This window comes from Pasteurella sp. XG20, from assembly GCF_018968665.1.
In the GTDB taxonomy this organism is placed as follows: Bacteria; Pseudomonadota; Gammaproteobacteria; order Enterobacterales; family Pasteurellaceae; genus Pasteurella; species Pasteurella multocida.
Genome location: NZ_CP076656.1, coordinates 2,244,375 through 2,258,518 on the forward strand (window position 1 = coordinate 2,244,375; position 14,144 = coordinate 2,258,518).

11 protein-coding genes and 4 tRNA genes are annotated in these 14,144 nt (G+C 41.5%); 7 read left to right on the top strand and 8 right to left on the bottom strand.

Annotation, left to right across the window (positions count from 1 at the left end):
* Positions 1–8 precede the first annotated feature (8 nt).
* The 5 genes from KPF51_RS10575 to KPF51_RS10595 all read left to right on the top strand — a co-directional run bounded on the left by KPF51_RS10575 (position 9) and on the right by KPF51_RS10595 (position 6,453).
* On the top strand, positions 9–683 hold the full coding sequence (locus tag KPF51_RS10575; protein ID WP_005723974.1) for a cyclase family protein: 675 nt from the start codon (positions 9–11) through the stop codon (positions 681–683).
* 1 nt (position 684) lies between these two features.
* The gene (locus tag KPF51_RS10580) at positions 685–2,484 is read left to right on the top strand and encodes an alpha/beta hydrolase (protein ID WP_005723973.1); all 1,800 of its coding nucleotides are present in this window, start codon (positions 685–687) and stop codon (positions 2,482–2,484) included.
* 138 nt (positions 2,485–2,622) lie between these two features.
* Positions 2,623–3,570: a D-erythronate dehydrogenase gene (gene denD / locus KPF51_RS10585; protein ID WP_005723972.1), complete on the top strand. Its 948-nt coding sequence runs from the start codon at positions 2,623–2,625 to the stop codon at positions 3,568–3,570.
* 11 nt (positions 3,571–3,581) lie between these two features.
* Complete coding sequence (locus tag KPF51_RS10590) at positions 3,582–5,048, top strand: gluconate:H+ symporter (protein WP_130562006.1); 1,467 nt, start codon at positions 3,582–3,584, stop codon at positions 5,046–5,048.
* Positions 5,049–5,112: 64 nt separating this feature from the next.
* Positions 5,113–6,453: a phospholipase gene (locus KPF51_RS10595; protein ID WP_005723970.1), complete on the top strand. Its 1,341-nt coding sequence runs from the start codon at positions 5,113–5,115 to the stop codon at positions 6,451–6,453.
* 122 nt (positions 6,454–6,575) lie between these two features.
* Here KPF51_RS10595 and tuf read toward each other — a convergent pair whose 3' ends face one another.
* The 5 genes from tuf to KPF51_RS10620 form a co-directional block, all read right to left on the bottom strand.
* Positions 6,576–7,760, bottom strand: a complete 1,185-nt coding sequence (tuf, locus tag KPF51_RS10600) for an elongation factor Tu (RefSeq protein ID WP_005751979.1) — start codon at positions 7,758–7,760, stop codon at positions 6,576–6,578.
* A gap of 108 nt (positions 7,761–7,868) precedes the next feature.
* A tRNA-Thr gene (locus KPF51_RS10605) sits at positions 7,869–7,944 on the bottom strand.
* Between the two features lie 3 nt (positions 7,945–7,947).
* Positions 7,948–8,022, bottom strand: a tRNA-Gly gene (locus KPF51_RS10610).
* A 46-nt stretch (positions 8,023–8,068) separates the two neighbouring features.
* Positions 8,069–8,153 (bottom strand) — tRNA-Tyr (locus KPF51_RS10615).
* Positions 8,154–8,182: 29 nt separating this feature from the next.
* Positions 8,183–8,258: transfer RNA gene (locus KPF51_RS10620), tRNA-Thr, on the bottom strand.
* 219 nt (positions 8,259–8,477) lie between these two features.
* Here KPF51_RS10620 and coaA point away from each other — a divergent pair.
* Positions 8,478–9,428 (top strand): type I pantothenate kinase, encoded by a 951-nt coding sequence (gene coaA, locus KPF51_RS10625; RefSeq protein WP_005724697.1) that lies wholly within the window; start codon positions 8,478–8,480, stop codon positions 9,426–9,428.
* A gap of 80 nt (positions 9,429–9,508) precedes the next feature.
* Here coaA and hslU read toward each other — a convergent pair whose 3' ends face one another.
* From hslU to ubiA, 3 genes are all read right to left on the bottom strand, one after another.
* Positions 9,509–10,840 (bottom strand): HslU--HslV peptidase ATPase subunit, encoded by a 1,332-nt coding sequence (gene hslU, locus KPF51_RS10630; RefSeq protein ID WP_005724699.1) that lies wholly within the window; start codon positions 10,838–10,840, stop codon positions 9,509–9,511.
* 15 nt (positions 10,841–10,855) lie between these two features.
* A complete protein-coding gene (hslV, locus tag KPF51_RS10635) occupies positions 10,856–11,386 on the bottom strand; it encodes an ATP-dependent protease subunit HslV (RefSeq protein ID WP_005724701.1) in 531 nt (176 codons plus the stop codon).
* 111 nt (positions 11,387–11,497) lie between these two features.
* Positions 11,498–12,361: a 4-hydroxybenzoate octaprenyltransferase gene (gene ubiA, locus KPF51_RS10640; RefSeq protein ID WP_005724707.1), complete on the bottom strand. Its 864-nt coding sequence runs from the start codon at positions 12,359–12,361 to the stop codon at positions 11,498–11,500.
* Positions 12,362–12,581: 220 nt separating this feature from the next.
* Between ubiA and KPF51_RS10645 the strand changes: the two genes are divergently transcribed.
* Positions 12,582–14,075 (top strand): PTS transporter subunit EIIC, encoded by a 1,494-nt coding sequence (locus KPF51_RS10645; RefSeq protein ID WP_005724708.1) that lies wholly within the window; start codon positions 12,582–12,584, stop codon positions 14,073–14,075.
* Positions 14,076–14,144: the final 69 nt, after the last annotated feature.

Here is a 14,144-nt window from a genome sequence, read left to right on the forward strand (position 1 = left end):
GCGCTAAGATGAATTATCAATTACTGTCTTATCCGTTAGATATCAAGGATCCCGGGTTTCCCGGGGAGCCGACACTGACTTTCGAAAGTAGCACGAGCATTGCCGAAGGGGATGTTTATAACAGTGCCATTATTCATTTATTTAATCATTTTGGTACACATTTTGATGCGCCAAAACATTTCAATCCAAATGGCTTATCTATTTCAGAACTGCCATTGAGTACATTTATTTATGAAAAACCGTTGTTAGTCGATATTCCCAAAGCACCCGGTACATTAATTGAACCTGAAGATCTGGCGCCTTATTTGACACAAATGCAACAAGCGGACTCTCTTTTCATTCGTACGGGGTTAGAGCAGTTACGCCAAACCGACCCGCAACAATATGCTGCAAATGGCGGCGCTGTCAGTATCCAAGCCGCGAAATATTTGATTGATCATGCGAGCCATTTAAAAGCGATTGGTTTTGATTTTATTTCCTTGGCATCGCCGGCAAATCCCGAACATGGTGTGGAAGCACATCAAGTGATGCTTGGGATGTATAAGCCAGCCTTTATTTGCATTATTGAAGATATGAAATTATCTCAAGTGAACAGTGAAACGTTAATGCGGGTATTAGCGATGCCTTTATTAGTCAAAGGAATTGATAGCGCACAAGTGACTGTGCTTGCAGAGGAGAGATAAGATGCATTCAAGTAAACCTTATTTTTGGGGAAGTGTGTTTCTTTTGTTCACGTTTTTAGGTGCCTATCTTGCTTCGGCAATAGATCGCGATTTTGGTCGAATTGAGGTGAGCCATGTGAGTTTTATGACAGAAGAAATGCAACCGATGGTCGCGAAGCTATATCGTCCAGTTTCTGCTACGGCAGACACACCGAAGCCAGGACTTTTGGCATTGCATGGCTATCAAAGTGATAAAGAAGCAACCAGTACATTTGGTGCGTTGGAGCTGGCTAAGCGCGGTTTTGTGGTGCTAGCGATCGATCATTTTGGACATGGCTATTCTACTAAGTTACCCGCTTCAAATAAAAATATGAGTGGAGCGAATAATGGTTATCAATATTTAAAAACGTTGCCGTTTGTAGATAACACACGGTTAGGTCTCTTTGGTCACTCTACTGGCGCGTTAAATGCAATTCGCGTGGCAAAACTCAATCCAGATCACAAAGCTGTCAATGGATTAAGTAGCAATGGTGGTGAGATGACATTGAATAACTACTTATTGACACAAGGATTGTACGAAGAAATCGGTGGCTATCGTGAAAGAACCTTCCCTGTAAAAAGTTTGATTCATCATCCTAACCGCCTGAAAGCATTTGGGTTAGGCGAAAATGAAACTTTGCAGTGGGATCATACCTATGGTGACTTTAACACCGGTTCTGCACGTCGTGCGGCAATGGTCGATGGTACCCATCTTGGGGTGATGATTGCTGCCCAGAGTAATAAAGAAGCCATTCTTTGGTTTAATCAAGCATTGCAACATGGCGAAAAAGGTGCGGATTGGATTGATCCTGACCAACAAACCTATTGGTATAAAGAACTTACGGGGTTATTTGCCTTAGCTTGTGCTTTGCTTGCCACATTATGTTTTGCTAGCGGACTTTTAAAAACGACTTATTTTGGCGTGATGAATCAAGCCGTCACAGAAAAGACAGCAATTTCGAGCAAACAATGGTGGGGCTTTACGCTGATTAATATTGTGCTGACATTACTGCTCTATCCGCTATTTACCCAGTGGGGCGGTGCGAATGAACCGATTGCCGCGAAATTGAGTTTTATGCCACTTGAAATGGGAAATGGCATTATTTTATGGCTCGTTGTGAGTGGGCTTGTCGGTAGTCTTTTATTTGGCGTGTGGCAAAGAAAAGCACAGTTTTGTTGGGCGGAGTTTGGTGTGTTGAGCCAATCTGCTTCCTTGACAACGGCGCAACTGATTGGACGTTATTTATTACTCAGCTTATTGTTATTTGCCGGTTTATATTTCCTTGTCAGTCTGATTTATCAATATTTCCATGTTGAGTTACGTTTCTTATGGCCATTATTGAAGCCATTAACGGCAGAGCGGTTTAATTTATTTATCGTGTATTGGTTACCTATTTTGGTCTTTTTCTTCGTGTTCAACGGTTTGATCGTGTCAGTCCAAATGAAACAAAAAGTGGCGAGTTCGTTTACAGCAACATTGTTGATCTGGAGTTTCAAAACCGCACTTTTTGCTACTGGTGGTTTAATCATTTTATGGTTATTCCATTTTGTTCCCGGTTTTATGCAAATCGGTCCGGGATTTGATGTGGTGGGACTGCCACAATTTGGTGGACGTTGGATGATGATGTTAGCCGTTATTATTCCACAGTTTATTGTCTTCACCGTGATCAATCACTGGTGCTATTTAAAAACAGGCTATATTTATTTAGGGGTATTTTTCACCTCTCTGTTAATGACTTGGGTGTTAGTCGGAGGTCAAGTCATTGGGCGATTCTTAGCCTAAACCTTTATTTCGTCACAGTCGTATTGTTATTCATTCGGAAAATGCCCTGTTGTCAGTGGGTAGGGCATTTCTTACATAACAACCCTTAAACTGCATGAAATTTGAACAAAAGTGCGGTGAATTTTTGAGGAGAAAAAGATGAAAATTATCATTACGGGCGGGCAAGGATTCCTTGGACAGCGTTTAGCAAAAACCTTGTTATCCCATCCACATGTACAAGTCGATGAGCTGATTTTAATTGATGTGATTAAGCCTATCGCACCCAACCATGATCCCAGAGTACGTTGTATAGAAATGGACTTACGCCAACCAGAAGGATTGGATGAGATTATTGATCAGCAGACAGATGCCATTTTCCATTTAGCCGCGATTGTCAGTAGCCATGCGGAACAAGATCCTGATTTAGGCTATGAGATTAATTTCTTAGCAACGCGTCATTTACTCGAATGCTGCCGTCGTCGCAATCCGAAAATTCGTTTTATTTTTACCAGCTCATTAGCTGTCTATGGAGGAAAGCTACCTGACGTTATTGAGGATCATACTGCCGTCACACCACAATCCACATATGGTACACAAAAAGCCATGTGTGAGTTATTGATTAATGATTATAGCCGCAAAGGGTTTGTGGATGGCATTGTGCTTCGCTTGCCGACCATTTGTATTCGTCCGGGTAAACCGAATAAAGCCGCTTCTTCATTTGTGAGCAGTATTATTCGTGAGCCGTTGCATAACGAAATGGCGATTTGCCCGGTGTCTGTGCAATTAAAATTATGGCTATCAAGTCCAAATACAGTTGTGAATAATTTTATTCATGCACTTCAGCTACCTTCTCTCCCTGCAAGAGATTGGCATGTCATCAATTTACCTGGCTTTACTGTGACTGTGGAAAACATGTTGTCTGAGTTAGCTAAGGTAAAAGGGGATGCAATTTTACAGTATGTCAATGTGGCATTTGACGAAGGGATTAACAATATTGTTGCCAGTTGGCCTGCGGCAATTAACTGTTCACACGCACTTGGTTTAGGTTTCCATGCCGATCAACGTTTTGCGGATGTGATTCAACAATTCATTCAATATGATATGTAACGGGAGGCGTTATGTTTAGATTACCTATTCCAATAATCGGCTTATTAGTGGCCGTTTTTGTGCTCGTCTTTTTAGTGTTAAGAACGCGCGTTCATGCTTTTATTGCCATGTTAATTGCGGCAGCGATAGCAGGGCTTATTGGTGGGATGAATGTTGACCAAACACTGGGTGCAATTACCAAAGGCTTTGGAGGCACGTTAGGGGGGATTGGTATTGTAATTGGACTCGGTGTCATGATGGGAAGTATCCTTGAGGTTTCGGGTGCCGCAGAGAAAATGGCTTATAGCTTTATTAAGTTTTTAGGCAAGAAGAAGGAAGAATGGGCATTGGCTATTACTGGCTATATTGTGAGTATTCCAATCTTTGTGGATTCAGCCTTTGTGATTTTGTATCCAGTAGCAAAAGCGTTAGCTAAAAATGGGAAACGTTCTTTATTGACTTTAGGGGTAGCATTAGCAGGTGGCTTAGTCGTTACGCACCATACTGTTCCTCCAACACCCGGTCCATTAGGTGTAGCCGGCTTATTTAATGTTGATATTGGGGCAATGTTATTAGTCGGGATGTCGTTGGCCGTTTTACCTGTAGTTGGGATGGTGCTGTATGCTAAATGGTTAGACAAAAAGTATCCAACCTTTAATCAGGAAGTGTTTAGTCAAGAAGAATTAAAACAAAAGTATGATGATTATATTGAAAGCCGTGAGAAGAAAAACTTACCAAGTTTAGGTTTATCATTATTACCGATTGTTTTACCGATTGCGCTTATTTTCATTAAAGCCATTTTAGGTTTACTGGCTAAAAACACTCCTGAACTTGCACAAAACACCCTATACCAAGTGTTTAACTTTATTGGTCATCCGATGATTGCTCTTGCAATCAGTGTGTTAGTCGCTGTGTACACATTATTGCCTAAAGCCGATAAAACCACGACAGCACTGCATTTAGAAGAAGGGGTAAAAACGGCGGGCATTATTTTATTAGTAACGGGTGCTGGTGGTGCGCTCGGTGCGGTATTACGTGATAGTGGAGCGGGTAAAGAATTGGCAGAACAAGTTGCTGCCTTACCTATTTCACCTATCTTGATTCCGTTTATTGTTTCAACATTAGTACGCTTTATTCAGGGCTCAGGTACGGTAGCCATGATCACCGCAGCTTCGATTTCTGCGCCAATTCTAGCACAGATTCCGGGGGTGAATATGTTACTCGCGGCACAGGCTGCGACTATGGGCTCCTTGTTCTTCGGTTATTTTAATGACAGCTTGTTCTGGGTCGTGAACCGCATGATGGGCATTAATGATGTGAAGAAACAAATGATTGTTTGGTCTGTACCAACGACAATCGCATGGGCAATTGGTGGTAGCTCAGTGATTTTGGCGAACTTAGTTTGGGGCAACGATGGTTCGATTACAGACTTGGTGTTACCGCTCGGTGTGTTGGCGGGAATTCTGCTTTATGTCAATTTACAGAGTAAAAAACTCTAAAGGTTAAACAAAGATAGCAACAAGGCGAGGAGGGCTTGTTGCTATTTTTTTAGGGAGAGAAATTATGTTAAGACAAATTTTGATCTTAGCTTGTGTCAGTTTTCCATTCGTCAGTATAGCAATGACACAAATACCAGATGTAGCAAAACCACCGCAAGCGATCCAAGCAACATTATTGGCTGATGTCACTGAAAAAGGGGCGAAGATTACAGGGATTGCATTGGAATATGAGGCGAATATTTTGGCGGGCACCGATCTACGTCAACTTTACCAAATTCAGACCGCACTTGAGCAAACCACGAGTGAACCAAGAACACTCTTGAAGGCTTATGTTAATAATCAACCAAGTCGAACACATCGCCCACAAGCAGGAAAATTTGTGATCCTTGAACTCGATGAACGTGATAAAAATGCCGATTTTTATGCTTTGAAAGTGGAAAATAATCAGGCAATGAAATTTAAGGCAAAAGATAAAACGGGGCAAATGATTGAAGTCGAAAAGGTGCAGGCAAATCGTGTGCCGGAGTTTTATGGTGACAAATTAATATACAGTATTAAACAAACCGGTTTGTTAAAGTTGACCAATGGCACAACCCTGATGCCGAGTGAAATTAAGCAACCGGCAGTGCAAGAAAAGATCAACATCGCTTATCTAGATCACTTCTCAGCGCATCGGGTTTGGCATATACAGCAAGATAATCAACTTTTATATCGTTTTTATCAACCAGCGATCGATAGCGGGAAAAAATACCCATTAACCTTATTTTTACATGGTTCTGGACAGGTAGGAAAAGATAATTTAGCACATTTATTATCTAGTAAAGGTGCGATTGCCACATTACTTTATGAGGACGGTTTTGTTTTGGCACCTCAGTACGATGCGGTTTTTGATGCTTTCGATAAGACCGGTATCCATTGGCAAACCGACAATCGTCACCAACTCCTTTTCAAGCTGTTAGATGATGTGATTGCTAGCCACCCAAATATTGATACACAGCGGATCTATGTTATTGGGCTCTCGCGTGGGGCAGAAGGGGGATTATATTTATTACAAAAACGACCGCACTTTTTTGCGGGAGCGTTATTAATGAGTGGACGTGAGGCTAATACGCTTGAATGGATAGAGGGGAATGCGTCCGTACAACATTTATCGGCATTGAAAAATACCCCAATTTGGTTTTTCCACAGTATCGAAGATAAGGTTTCGCCGGTTGCAGGTTCGCGCATCAATTATGCGATTTTGAAAGATGAAGTGAAGTCAGACAAGGTGAAATATACTGAATTTACGATGCAACAAGCCGGAGATAATGGCATTGTGAATAACAATCCACATAACACGTGGGATGCGGTGTTTAACAGTCCTGAAGCGATTATGTGGTTGCTTAATCAACGTTTAACCAAATAATCAGCTATGTGAAAAGCTGAGGATCAACCTTGCCTTTTTATCTCTTTACTTTTTAAGTTAAGTGTTTGATAAACACAAAAGGCGTATCTTTCGATACGCCTTCTTTCGCATGTTAAGCCAAATTATTTGATAATTTTCGCTACAACACCCGCACCTACTGTACGACCACCTTCACGAATCGCAAAGCGTAAACCTTGGTCCATCGCGATTGGGTGAATCAAACTTACAGTCATCTTGATGTTATCACCAGGCATCACCATCTCAACACCTTCCGGTAATTCGATTGTACCTGTTACGTCCGTTGTACGGAAGTAGAACTGTGGACGGTAACCTTTGAAGAATGGTGTATGACGACCACCTTCCTCTTTTGATAACACGTAAACTTCTGATTCAAAATCAGTGTGTGGCGTGATTGAACCCGGTTTCGCTAACACTTGACCACGTTCGATTTCTTCACGTTTAGTACCACGTAATAAAGCACCAACGTTCTCACCCGCACGACCTTCGTCTAATAATTTACGGAACATCTCAACACCTGTTACTGTAGTCTTCGTTGTCGCTTTAATACCAACAATTTCAACCTCTTCACCTGTACGGATGATACCACGCTCAACACGACCTGTTACTACTGTACCACGACCAGAAATTGAGAACACGTCTTCAATCGGAAGAAGGAACGGTTGGTCGATTGCACGTTGTGGCTCTGGAATGTAAGTATCTAAGTGGTTAGCTAACTCAAGAATTTTCTCTTCCCACTCAGCTACACCGTTTAACGCTTGTAACGCTGAACCACGTACGATTGGTGTATCATCACCTGGGAAATCATATTGAGAAAGAAGTTCACGCACTTCCATTTCAACTAATTCTAATAATTCTTCATCATCCACCATGTCGCATTTGTTTAAGAATACGATGATGTAAGGAACACCTACTTGGCGACCTAAAAGGATGTGCTCACGTGTTTGTGGCATAGGACCGTCAGTTGCCGCAACAACTAAGATAGCACCGTCCATTTGAGCTGCACCGGTAATCATGTTTTTCACATAGTCCGCGTGTCCTGGACAGTCAACGTGTGCGTAGTGACGAGTTGGTGTATCGTATTCAACGTGTGATGTGTTGATGGTGATACCACGCGCTTTTTCTTCTGGCGCGTTATCGATTTGGTCGAATGCACGAGCTGCACCACCGTAGTGTTTTGCTAATACGGTTGTGATTGCTGCGGTTAAAGTTGTTTTACCATGGTCAACGTGGCCGATTGTACCCACGTTTACGTGCGGTTTTGTACGTTCAAATTTTTCTTTAGACATTGAGAGTCCCTCTAAACAAACACGGTTATGGATGGTTCAATATACCACATTAACCAAAATTCAAATTTGCTGTTAATTAAGGACAGGACAGAAAGGAAATACTAGGACTGGTGCTGATAGGCGGATTTGAACCGCCGACCTCACCCTTACCAAGGGTGCGCTCTACCAACTGAGCTATATCAGCGTTTGGAGCGGGCAGCGGGAATCGAACCCGCATCATCAGCTTGGAAGGCTGAGGTAATAGCCATTATACGATGCCCGCAGTCCTAAATTCATCTGACCCATCAGAACTAGTTTCATTTAAAAAATGGTGGAGGGAGAAGGATTCGAACCTTCGAAGGCTGAGCCGGCAGATTTACAGTCTGCTCCCTTTGGCCGCTCGGGAATCCCTCCGCGTTAAATGAACACTTGCCGAGAATGAATGGTGCCGACTACCGGAATCGAACTGGTGACCTACTGATTACAAGTCAGTTGCTCTACCTACTGAGCTAAGTCGGCATCTCGTAAGCAAGTGAGGCGTATTATAGGGAAATTTTCATCGCTGACAAGTGTTTTTTTGAAAAAAAATGATTTTTTTACTTGTTCGTCTATTTATCACTCAAAAAGCCCATCTTTTCTTATAAAGTAGCCAGTTTTGTAAAATTTTTATCCTTTTTTACCTATTTATAGGGTATATTTCATACTCAATTTATTGCAACGTGACAACTTAAACAGATTGTGGACTTAACAAATTCAACTTTTTTATCAAATCAATTAACCCCTTTTTTATCTTTTAGCCGCGAGCAGTGGGCTGAATTAAGAAAGTCTGTACCGTTAACCTTAACTGAACAGGATTTAAAACCCCTGCTTGGGATTAATGAAGAACTTTCTTTAGATGAAGTGCGAACTATTTATTTGCCGTTAGTACGTTTAATTAATTATTACATCGAAGAACGTATCCAGCGTCAGCAAGTGATGAATCGCTTTTTAGGCGTCAACCCTGACAAAGTACCTTATATTATTAGTATTGCAGGGAGTGTTGCCGTCGGAAAAAGCACTTCAGCACGTATTCTGCAATCGTTACTTTCCCAATGGCCAGAACGTCGTAAAGTGGATTTGATCACGACAGATGGTTTTTTATATCCGTTGGCTAAGTTGCAACAAGACAATCTTTTACATAAAAAAGGTTTTCCAGTTTCTTACGATACGGCGCGTTTAGTGCGTTTTTTAGCTGATATTAAATCAGGTAAACCAAAGGTGAGTGCGCCTGTTTATTCCCATTTAATTTATGATATCGTACTGGATCAATTTGATGTGGTGGATCAACCTGATATTCTCATTTTAGAAGGCTTAAATGTCCTACAAACAGGCGATCGTTCTAGTCAAACTTTCGTTTCTGATTTTGTTGATTTTTCTATTTATGTGGATGCAGATGAAGATCTCTTAAAAGCGTGGTATATCAGCCGTTTTTTGAAATTCCGTCAAAGCGCATTTAGCGATCCGAATTCGTATTTTAAACATTATGCTACTTTATCAGAACCTGAAGCGATCAGTACGGCAGGGCGGATTTGGGATGAAATTAACGGGTTAAATTTAAGAGAAAATATTTTACCGACAAGAGAACGTGCCAATTTAATTCTGACCAAAGGCACAGATCATGCCGTAGAGTTGGTGAAATTACGTAAATAGTTCTGCTTTCTATTGAAATCATACAAAAACAAACCGCACTTTATTGATTCAAATAAAGTGCGGTTTTACGTTAAGCAGGATTATAAAATGAAACGGCTTAAATCTTCGTTTTCTACTACATCGCCTAGTGCATCCATCACATAAGCTTCATCAATGCGTACTACTTGACCTTGCATGTCACTGGCATTAAAGGAAATTTTATCCATTAAGCGCTCCATCACCGTGTGTAAACGGCGCGCACCGATGTTTTCGGTTTTCTCATTAACGCGGAATGCCGCTTCAGCAATTTTCTTAATTGATTCGCCAGTAAACTCAATGTTCACCCCTTCTGTTGCCATCAAGGCTTTGTATTGTTCGGTTAATGAAGCATTAGGTTCGGTTAAAATTCTTTCAAAATCCACCGCACTTAAGGCAGATAATTCCACCCGAATTGGTAAACGTCCTTGCAATTCAGGGATTAAATCCGAAGGGCGAGCCACTTGGAATGCACCCGAAGCAATAAAGAGAATGTGGTCGGTTTTCACCATACCGTGCTTAGTACTGACCGTTGTGCCTTCCACTAATGGTAGCAAATCACGCTGCACCCCTTCACGCGAGACATCTGCACCGCTGTATTCACCTTTCTTACAGATTTTGTCGATTTCATCAATGAATACAATCCCGTTTTGTTCTACCGCATCAATGGCTTTTTGTTTGAGATCTTCAGGGTTAATCAGTTTTGCTGCTTCATCATCAATCAAGGTTTTTAACGCGTCTTTAATTTTCATTTTGCGTTTTTTGGTTTGTCCGCTTGAAAGATTTTGGAACATCGATTGCAATTGATTAGTCATTTCTTCCATGCCCGGCGGCGCCATAATTTCCACCCCCATAGACGGTGCAGCGACATCAATGTCGATTTCTTTGTCATCTAATTGCCCTTCACGCAATTTTTTGCGGAAGACTTGGCGAGTGGTATTATTGCTATCTGTTGTTTCAACTTGCCCCCACTGATTTTTGGCAGGTGGCAGTAAGGCATCTAAAATACGATCTTCTGCCGCTTCTTCGGCACGGAAGCGATTTTTTTCAATCTCCGTTTGACGCACTAGCTTCATCGCACTGTCGGTTAAGTCACGGATAATCGAATCCACCTCTTTCCCGACATAGCCCACTTCGGTAAATTTGGTGGCTTCCACTTTAATAAAAGGCGCATTGGCGAGTTTGGCTAAACGACGGGCAATTTCCGTTTTTCCCACCCCCGTTGGACCAATCATTAAAATATTTTTTGGCGTGACTTCATGACGAAGTGGCTCTTGTAATTGCATTCTTCGCCAACGATTACGCAACGCAATCGCCACCGCTCTTTTCGCATCGGCTTGACCGATAATATGTTGATCCAATTCAGAGACAATTTCTCTTGGGGTCATTTCAGACATGTTTACTCCTATGACCTAGCTATTAGGTAATTCTTCAATGGTAAAATGGGTATTGGTATAAACGCAGATATCACCTGCAATTTTTAAGGATTTTTCCACAATCTCACGTGCAGATAACTCCGTATTTTCCACTAACGCACGCGCTGCCGATAACGCAAAATTACCGCCTGAACCAATCGCCAAAATCTGGTCTGCTTCAGGTTGCACCACATCACCAATCCCCGTAATAATTAAACTTTCTTTTTCATCTGCCACGATCAACATCGCTTCTAACTTACGTAAGGCACGGTCAGTACGCCAATCTTTGGCTAATTCCACCGCACTTTTCAACAAATGCCCTTGATGCATTTCTAATTTACGTTCAAATAATTCAAATAACGTAAACGCGTCCGCCGTACCACCAGCAAATCCCGCTAACACTTTGCCATTATATAAACGACGCACTTTACGCGCATTGCCTTTCATCACGGTGTTGCCTAATGAAACCTGACCATCACCGCCGACCACAACTTGACCATTACGGCGAACACTTACAATCGTTGTCATTTTGTATCCTTTGTTATTGCAAAATCATAAGGCACTATATGGCGATGAAATGGGAAAGATCAAGGGCATGAGAGAGAAAAGCCGCTTAGTTATCTTAAACGACTTTTCAAATTAATAAAAAAGACCAAAGAGAAACGCCACAAATACCATTGCGCCAAAGTAGTTGTTATTTAAAAAGGCTTTGAAACAGGATTCTCGTTCACGATCTTTGATGAGCTTGCATTGATAGACAAATAACAAAGTGGCGAGGAAAAGCACCACAAAATAGCTGGTATGTAACTGGGAAAGATAACCAATTAGCCCTAAGAAAAACAGCGTGACGATTTGCAATAATGAGATGATTTTATTGTCATATTGGGCAAATAAAATGGCGGTGGATTTTACCCCAATGCGTAAATCATCATCGCGATCTACCATGGCGTATTGCGTGTCATAGGCGACTGTCCACGCTAAATTGGCGAAAAATAACAGCCAGCATTCGAGCGGTAAGGCTTCAATGGAGGCGCCATATGTCATGGGAATCGACCAGCCAAATGCCATGCCTAAAAACAGTTGTGGCAAATGGGTGTAGCGTTTCATAAAGGGGTAGATAAAGGCTAAAAAGACAGCAATAAATGACAAGACGATAGCATAAGTATTTAAAAAGAGTACTAATATGAATGAACAGAAGACCAGTAATACAAACAGCCATTTTGCTTCTTCAGGTGTGGCGGCTCCCGTTGCTAACGGTCGTTTTGAGGTGCGTTTGACGGCACCATCAATATGACGATCGGCATAGTCATTAATCACACAACCCGCGGCACGCATAAAAATCACGCCTAAGACAAAAATACTTAATATCGACAAGTCGGGCATGCCTTTGACGGATAGAAATAATGCCCAAAGGGTTGGCCAAAGTAAGAGTAAAGTGCCAATTGGCTTATCAAATCGCATCAGCTGTGCGTAGGCAATCCATTTTTGTTTAGAAATTGGCATAGTTTCCCAAAACGAGTTAAAAGTGCGGTCATTTTACTGCAAATTTTACTAAATTTCTTGACAAAATCGTTAGCAAAAAACATTTCATTTCTTTTCTTCTATGCAGCATTTCAAAGATAAATAAGGGGGATAAATCATAAATATGTGATTAACTTCACTATGTTAGGTTAAGAAACGCGGTAAACTAGTACAAATCATTGTGTGTGAAGAGGAGATCATTATGTTTAAGCAGCTTCAACAAATTGGTAAAGCGTTCATGTTACCAATTGCCATTCTACCTGCTGCAGGTTTGCTACTAGGGATTGGTGGTGCATTATCGAATAAAGCGACGGTACAGGCCTATCCTGTTTTAGATAACCCCGTGTTACAAGGCATTTTCCAAATTATGTCTGCCGCAGGCAGTGTGGTTTTTGCTAATCTGGCGTTATTACTTTGTATCGGTTTAGGCATTGGTCTGGCTAAACGTGATAAAGGGGTCGCTGCATTAGCGGCGGTAGTCGGTTATTTAATCATGACGGGCACCATTAATGCCTTAATCAGTATTTTTTCGCCAGAAGTGAAAGGGATTGATACGGGAGTGATTGGATCATTAGTGATGGGATTATTAACCGTGAAGTTACATAATCGTTACCATAATATCCAGTTACCCCAAATTCTAGGGTTCTTTGGTGGATCGCGATTTGTTCCTATTGTTACCGCGTTTGCGGCAATTTTTGTTGGTTTCCTCTTTTTCCTTATTTGGCCAACTTTCCAAGGTTGGTTAGTATCCGCGGGTGAGGGTATCGCCTCTATGGGCGCAATTGGGACGTTTTTTTACGGCTTTTTGATGCGTTTGAGTGGAGCGGTGGGATTACATCACATGATTTATCCGCTCTTTTGGTATACAGAGTTAGGGGGAACGGAAATTGTAAACGGTGAAACCATTATCGGGGCACAAAAAATCTTTTTTGCCCAATTAGCTGATCCGAACCATCAAGGGTTATTCACTGAAGGGACTCGCTTCTTCGCGGGGCGTTTCGATACCATGATGTTTGGCTTACCCGCCGCCTGTTTGGCAATGTATCACTGTGTACCTAAAGCACGTCGTGGTTTGATTGGTGGTTTATTTTTAGGGGCCGCCTTAACGTCGTTTATTACAGGCATCACAGAACCTATCGAATTTATGTTCTTATTTGTGGCACCTTGGTTGTATGTTTTCCATGCTTTCTTAGATGGTGTTTCATTCTTTATTGCCGATTTCTTGAATATTTCGATTGGTAATACTTTCTCGGGTGGCTTTATTGATTTCCTTTTATTTGGCATTTTACAGGGGAATGAAAACACAAACTGGATCCTCGTAGTCGTTGTCGGTGTGTTTTGGGCAATGTTATATTACTTTAGCTTCCGCTTTCTGATTACGAAATTTGATGTGATGACACCGGGCAGAGCTGAAGAACAGGAAGAAGTGGTTGAATCGACTAACTCTTCGTTAACTGAAAATGCACATCACATTATTGAGGCATTAGGCAAGGCTGAAAATATTGAACATGTGGATGCCTGTATTACACGTTTACGTGTGAATGTCAAAGACGTGAAAGCAGTAGATAAAGCACGTTTAAAAGCATTAGGGGCAATTGATGTTCTTGAAGTTGGTGGAGGTATTCAAGCGATTTTTGGGGCAAAAGCGGTGTTATACAAAAGCGAAGTTAACCAAATTTTAGGTAAAGAAGATTAATTTTATTGTCCAAGATAGCATGCCTCTAAAGTATTTTAGAGGCATTTTTGTTGCGTAGAAATATATTTT

What these genes read in the sequence shown, in the direction of transcription:
- KPF51_RS10575 (WP_005723974.1), top strand. Translation starts at nt 9, where the DNA reads ATGAATTATCAATTACTGTCTTATCCGTTAGATATCAAGGATCCCGGG.
- denD (WP_005723972.1), top strand. Translation starts at nt 2,623, where the DNA reads ATGAAAATTATCATTACGGGCGGGCAAGGATTCCTTGGACAGCGTTTA.
- KPF51_RS10590 (WP_130562006.1), top strand. Translation starts at nt 3,582, where the DNA reads ATGTTTAGATTACCTATTCCAATAATCGGCTTATTAGTGGCCGTTTTT.
- KPF51_RS10580 (WP_005723973.1), top strand. Translation starts at nt 685, where the DNA reads ATGCATTCAAGTAAACCTTATTTTTGGGGAAGTGTGTTTCTTTTGTTC.
- hslU (WP_005724699.1), bottom strand. Translation starts at nt 10,840, where the DNA reads ATGTCTGAAATGACCCCAAGAGAAATTGTCTCTGAATTGGATCAACAT.
- ubiA (WP_005724707.1), bottom strand. Translation starts at nt 12,361, where the DNA reads ATGCCAATTTCTAAACAAAAATGGATTGCCTACGCACAGCTGATGCGA.
- tuf (WP_005751979.1), bottom strand. Translation starts at nt 7,760, where the DNA reads ATGTCTAAAGAAAAATTTGAACGTACAAAACCGCACGTAAACGTGGGT.
- KPF51_RS10645 (WP_005724708.1), top strand. Translation starts at nt 12,582, where the DNA reads ATGTTTAAGCAGCTTCAACAAATTGGTAAAGCGTTCATGTTACCAATT.
- KPF51_RS10595 (WP_005723970.1), top strand. Translation starts at nt 5,113, where the DNA reads ATGTTAAGACAAATTTTGATCTTAGCTTGTGTCAGTTTTCCATTCGTC.
- hslV (WP_005724701.1), bottom strand. Translation starts at nt 11,386, where the DNA reads ATGACAACGATTGTAAGTGTTCGCCGTAATGGTCAAGTTGTGGTCGGC.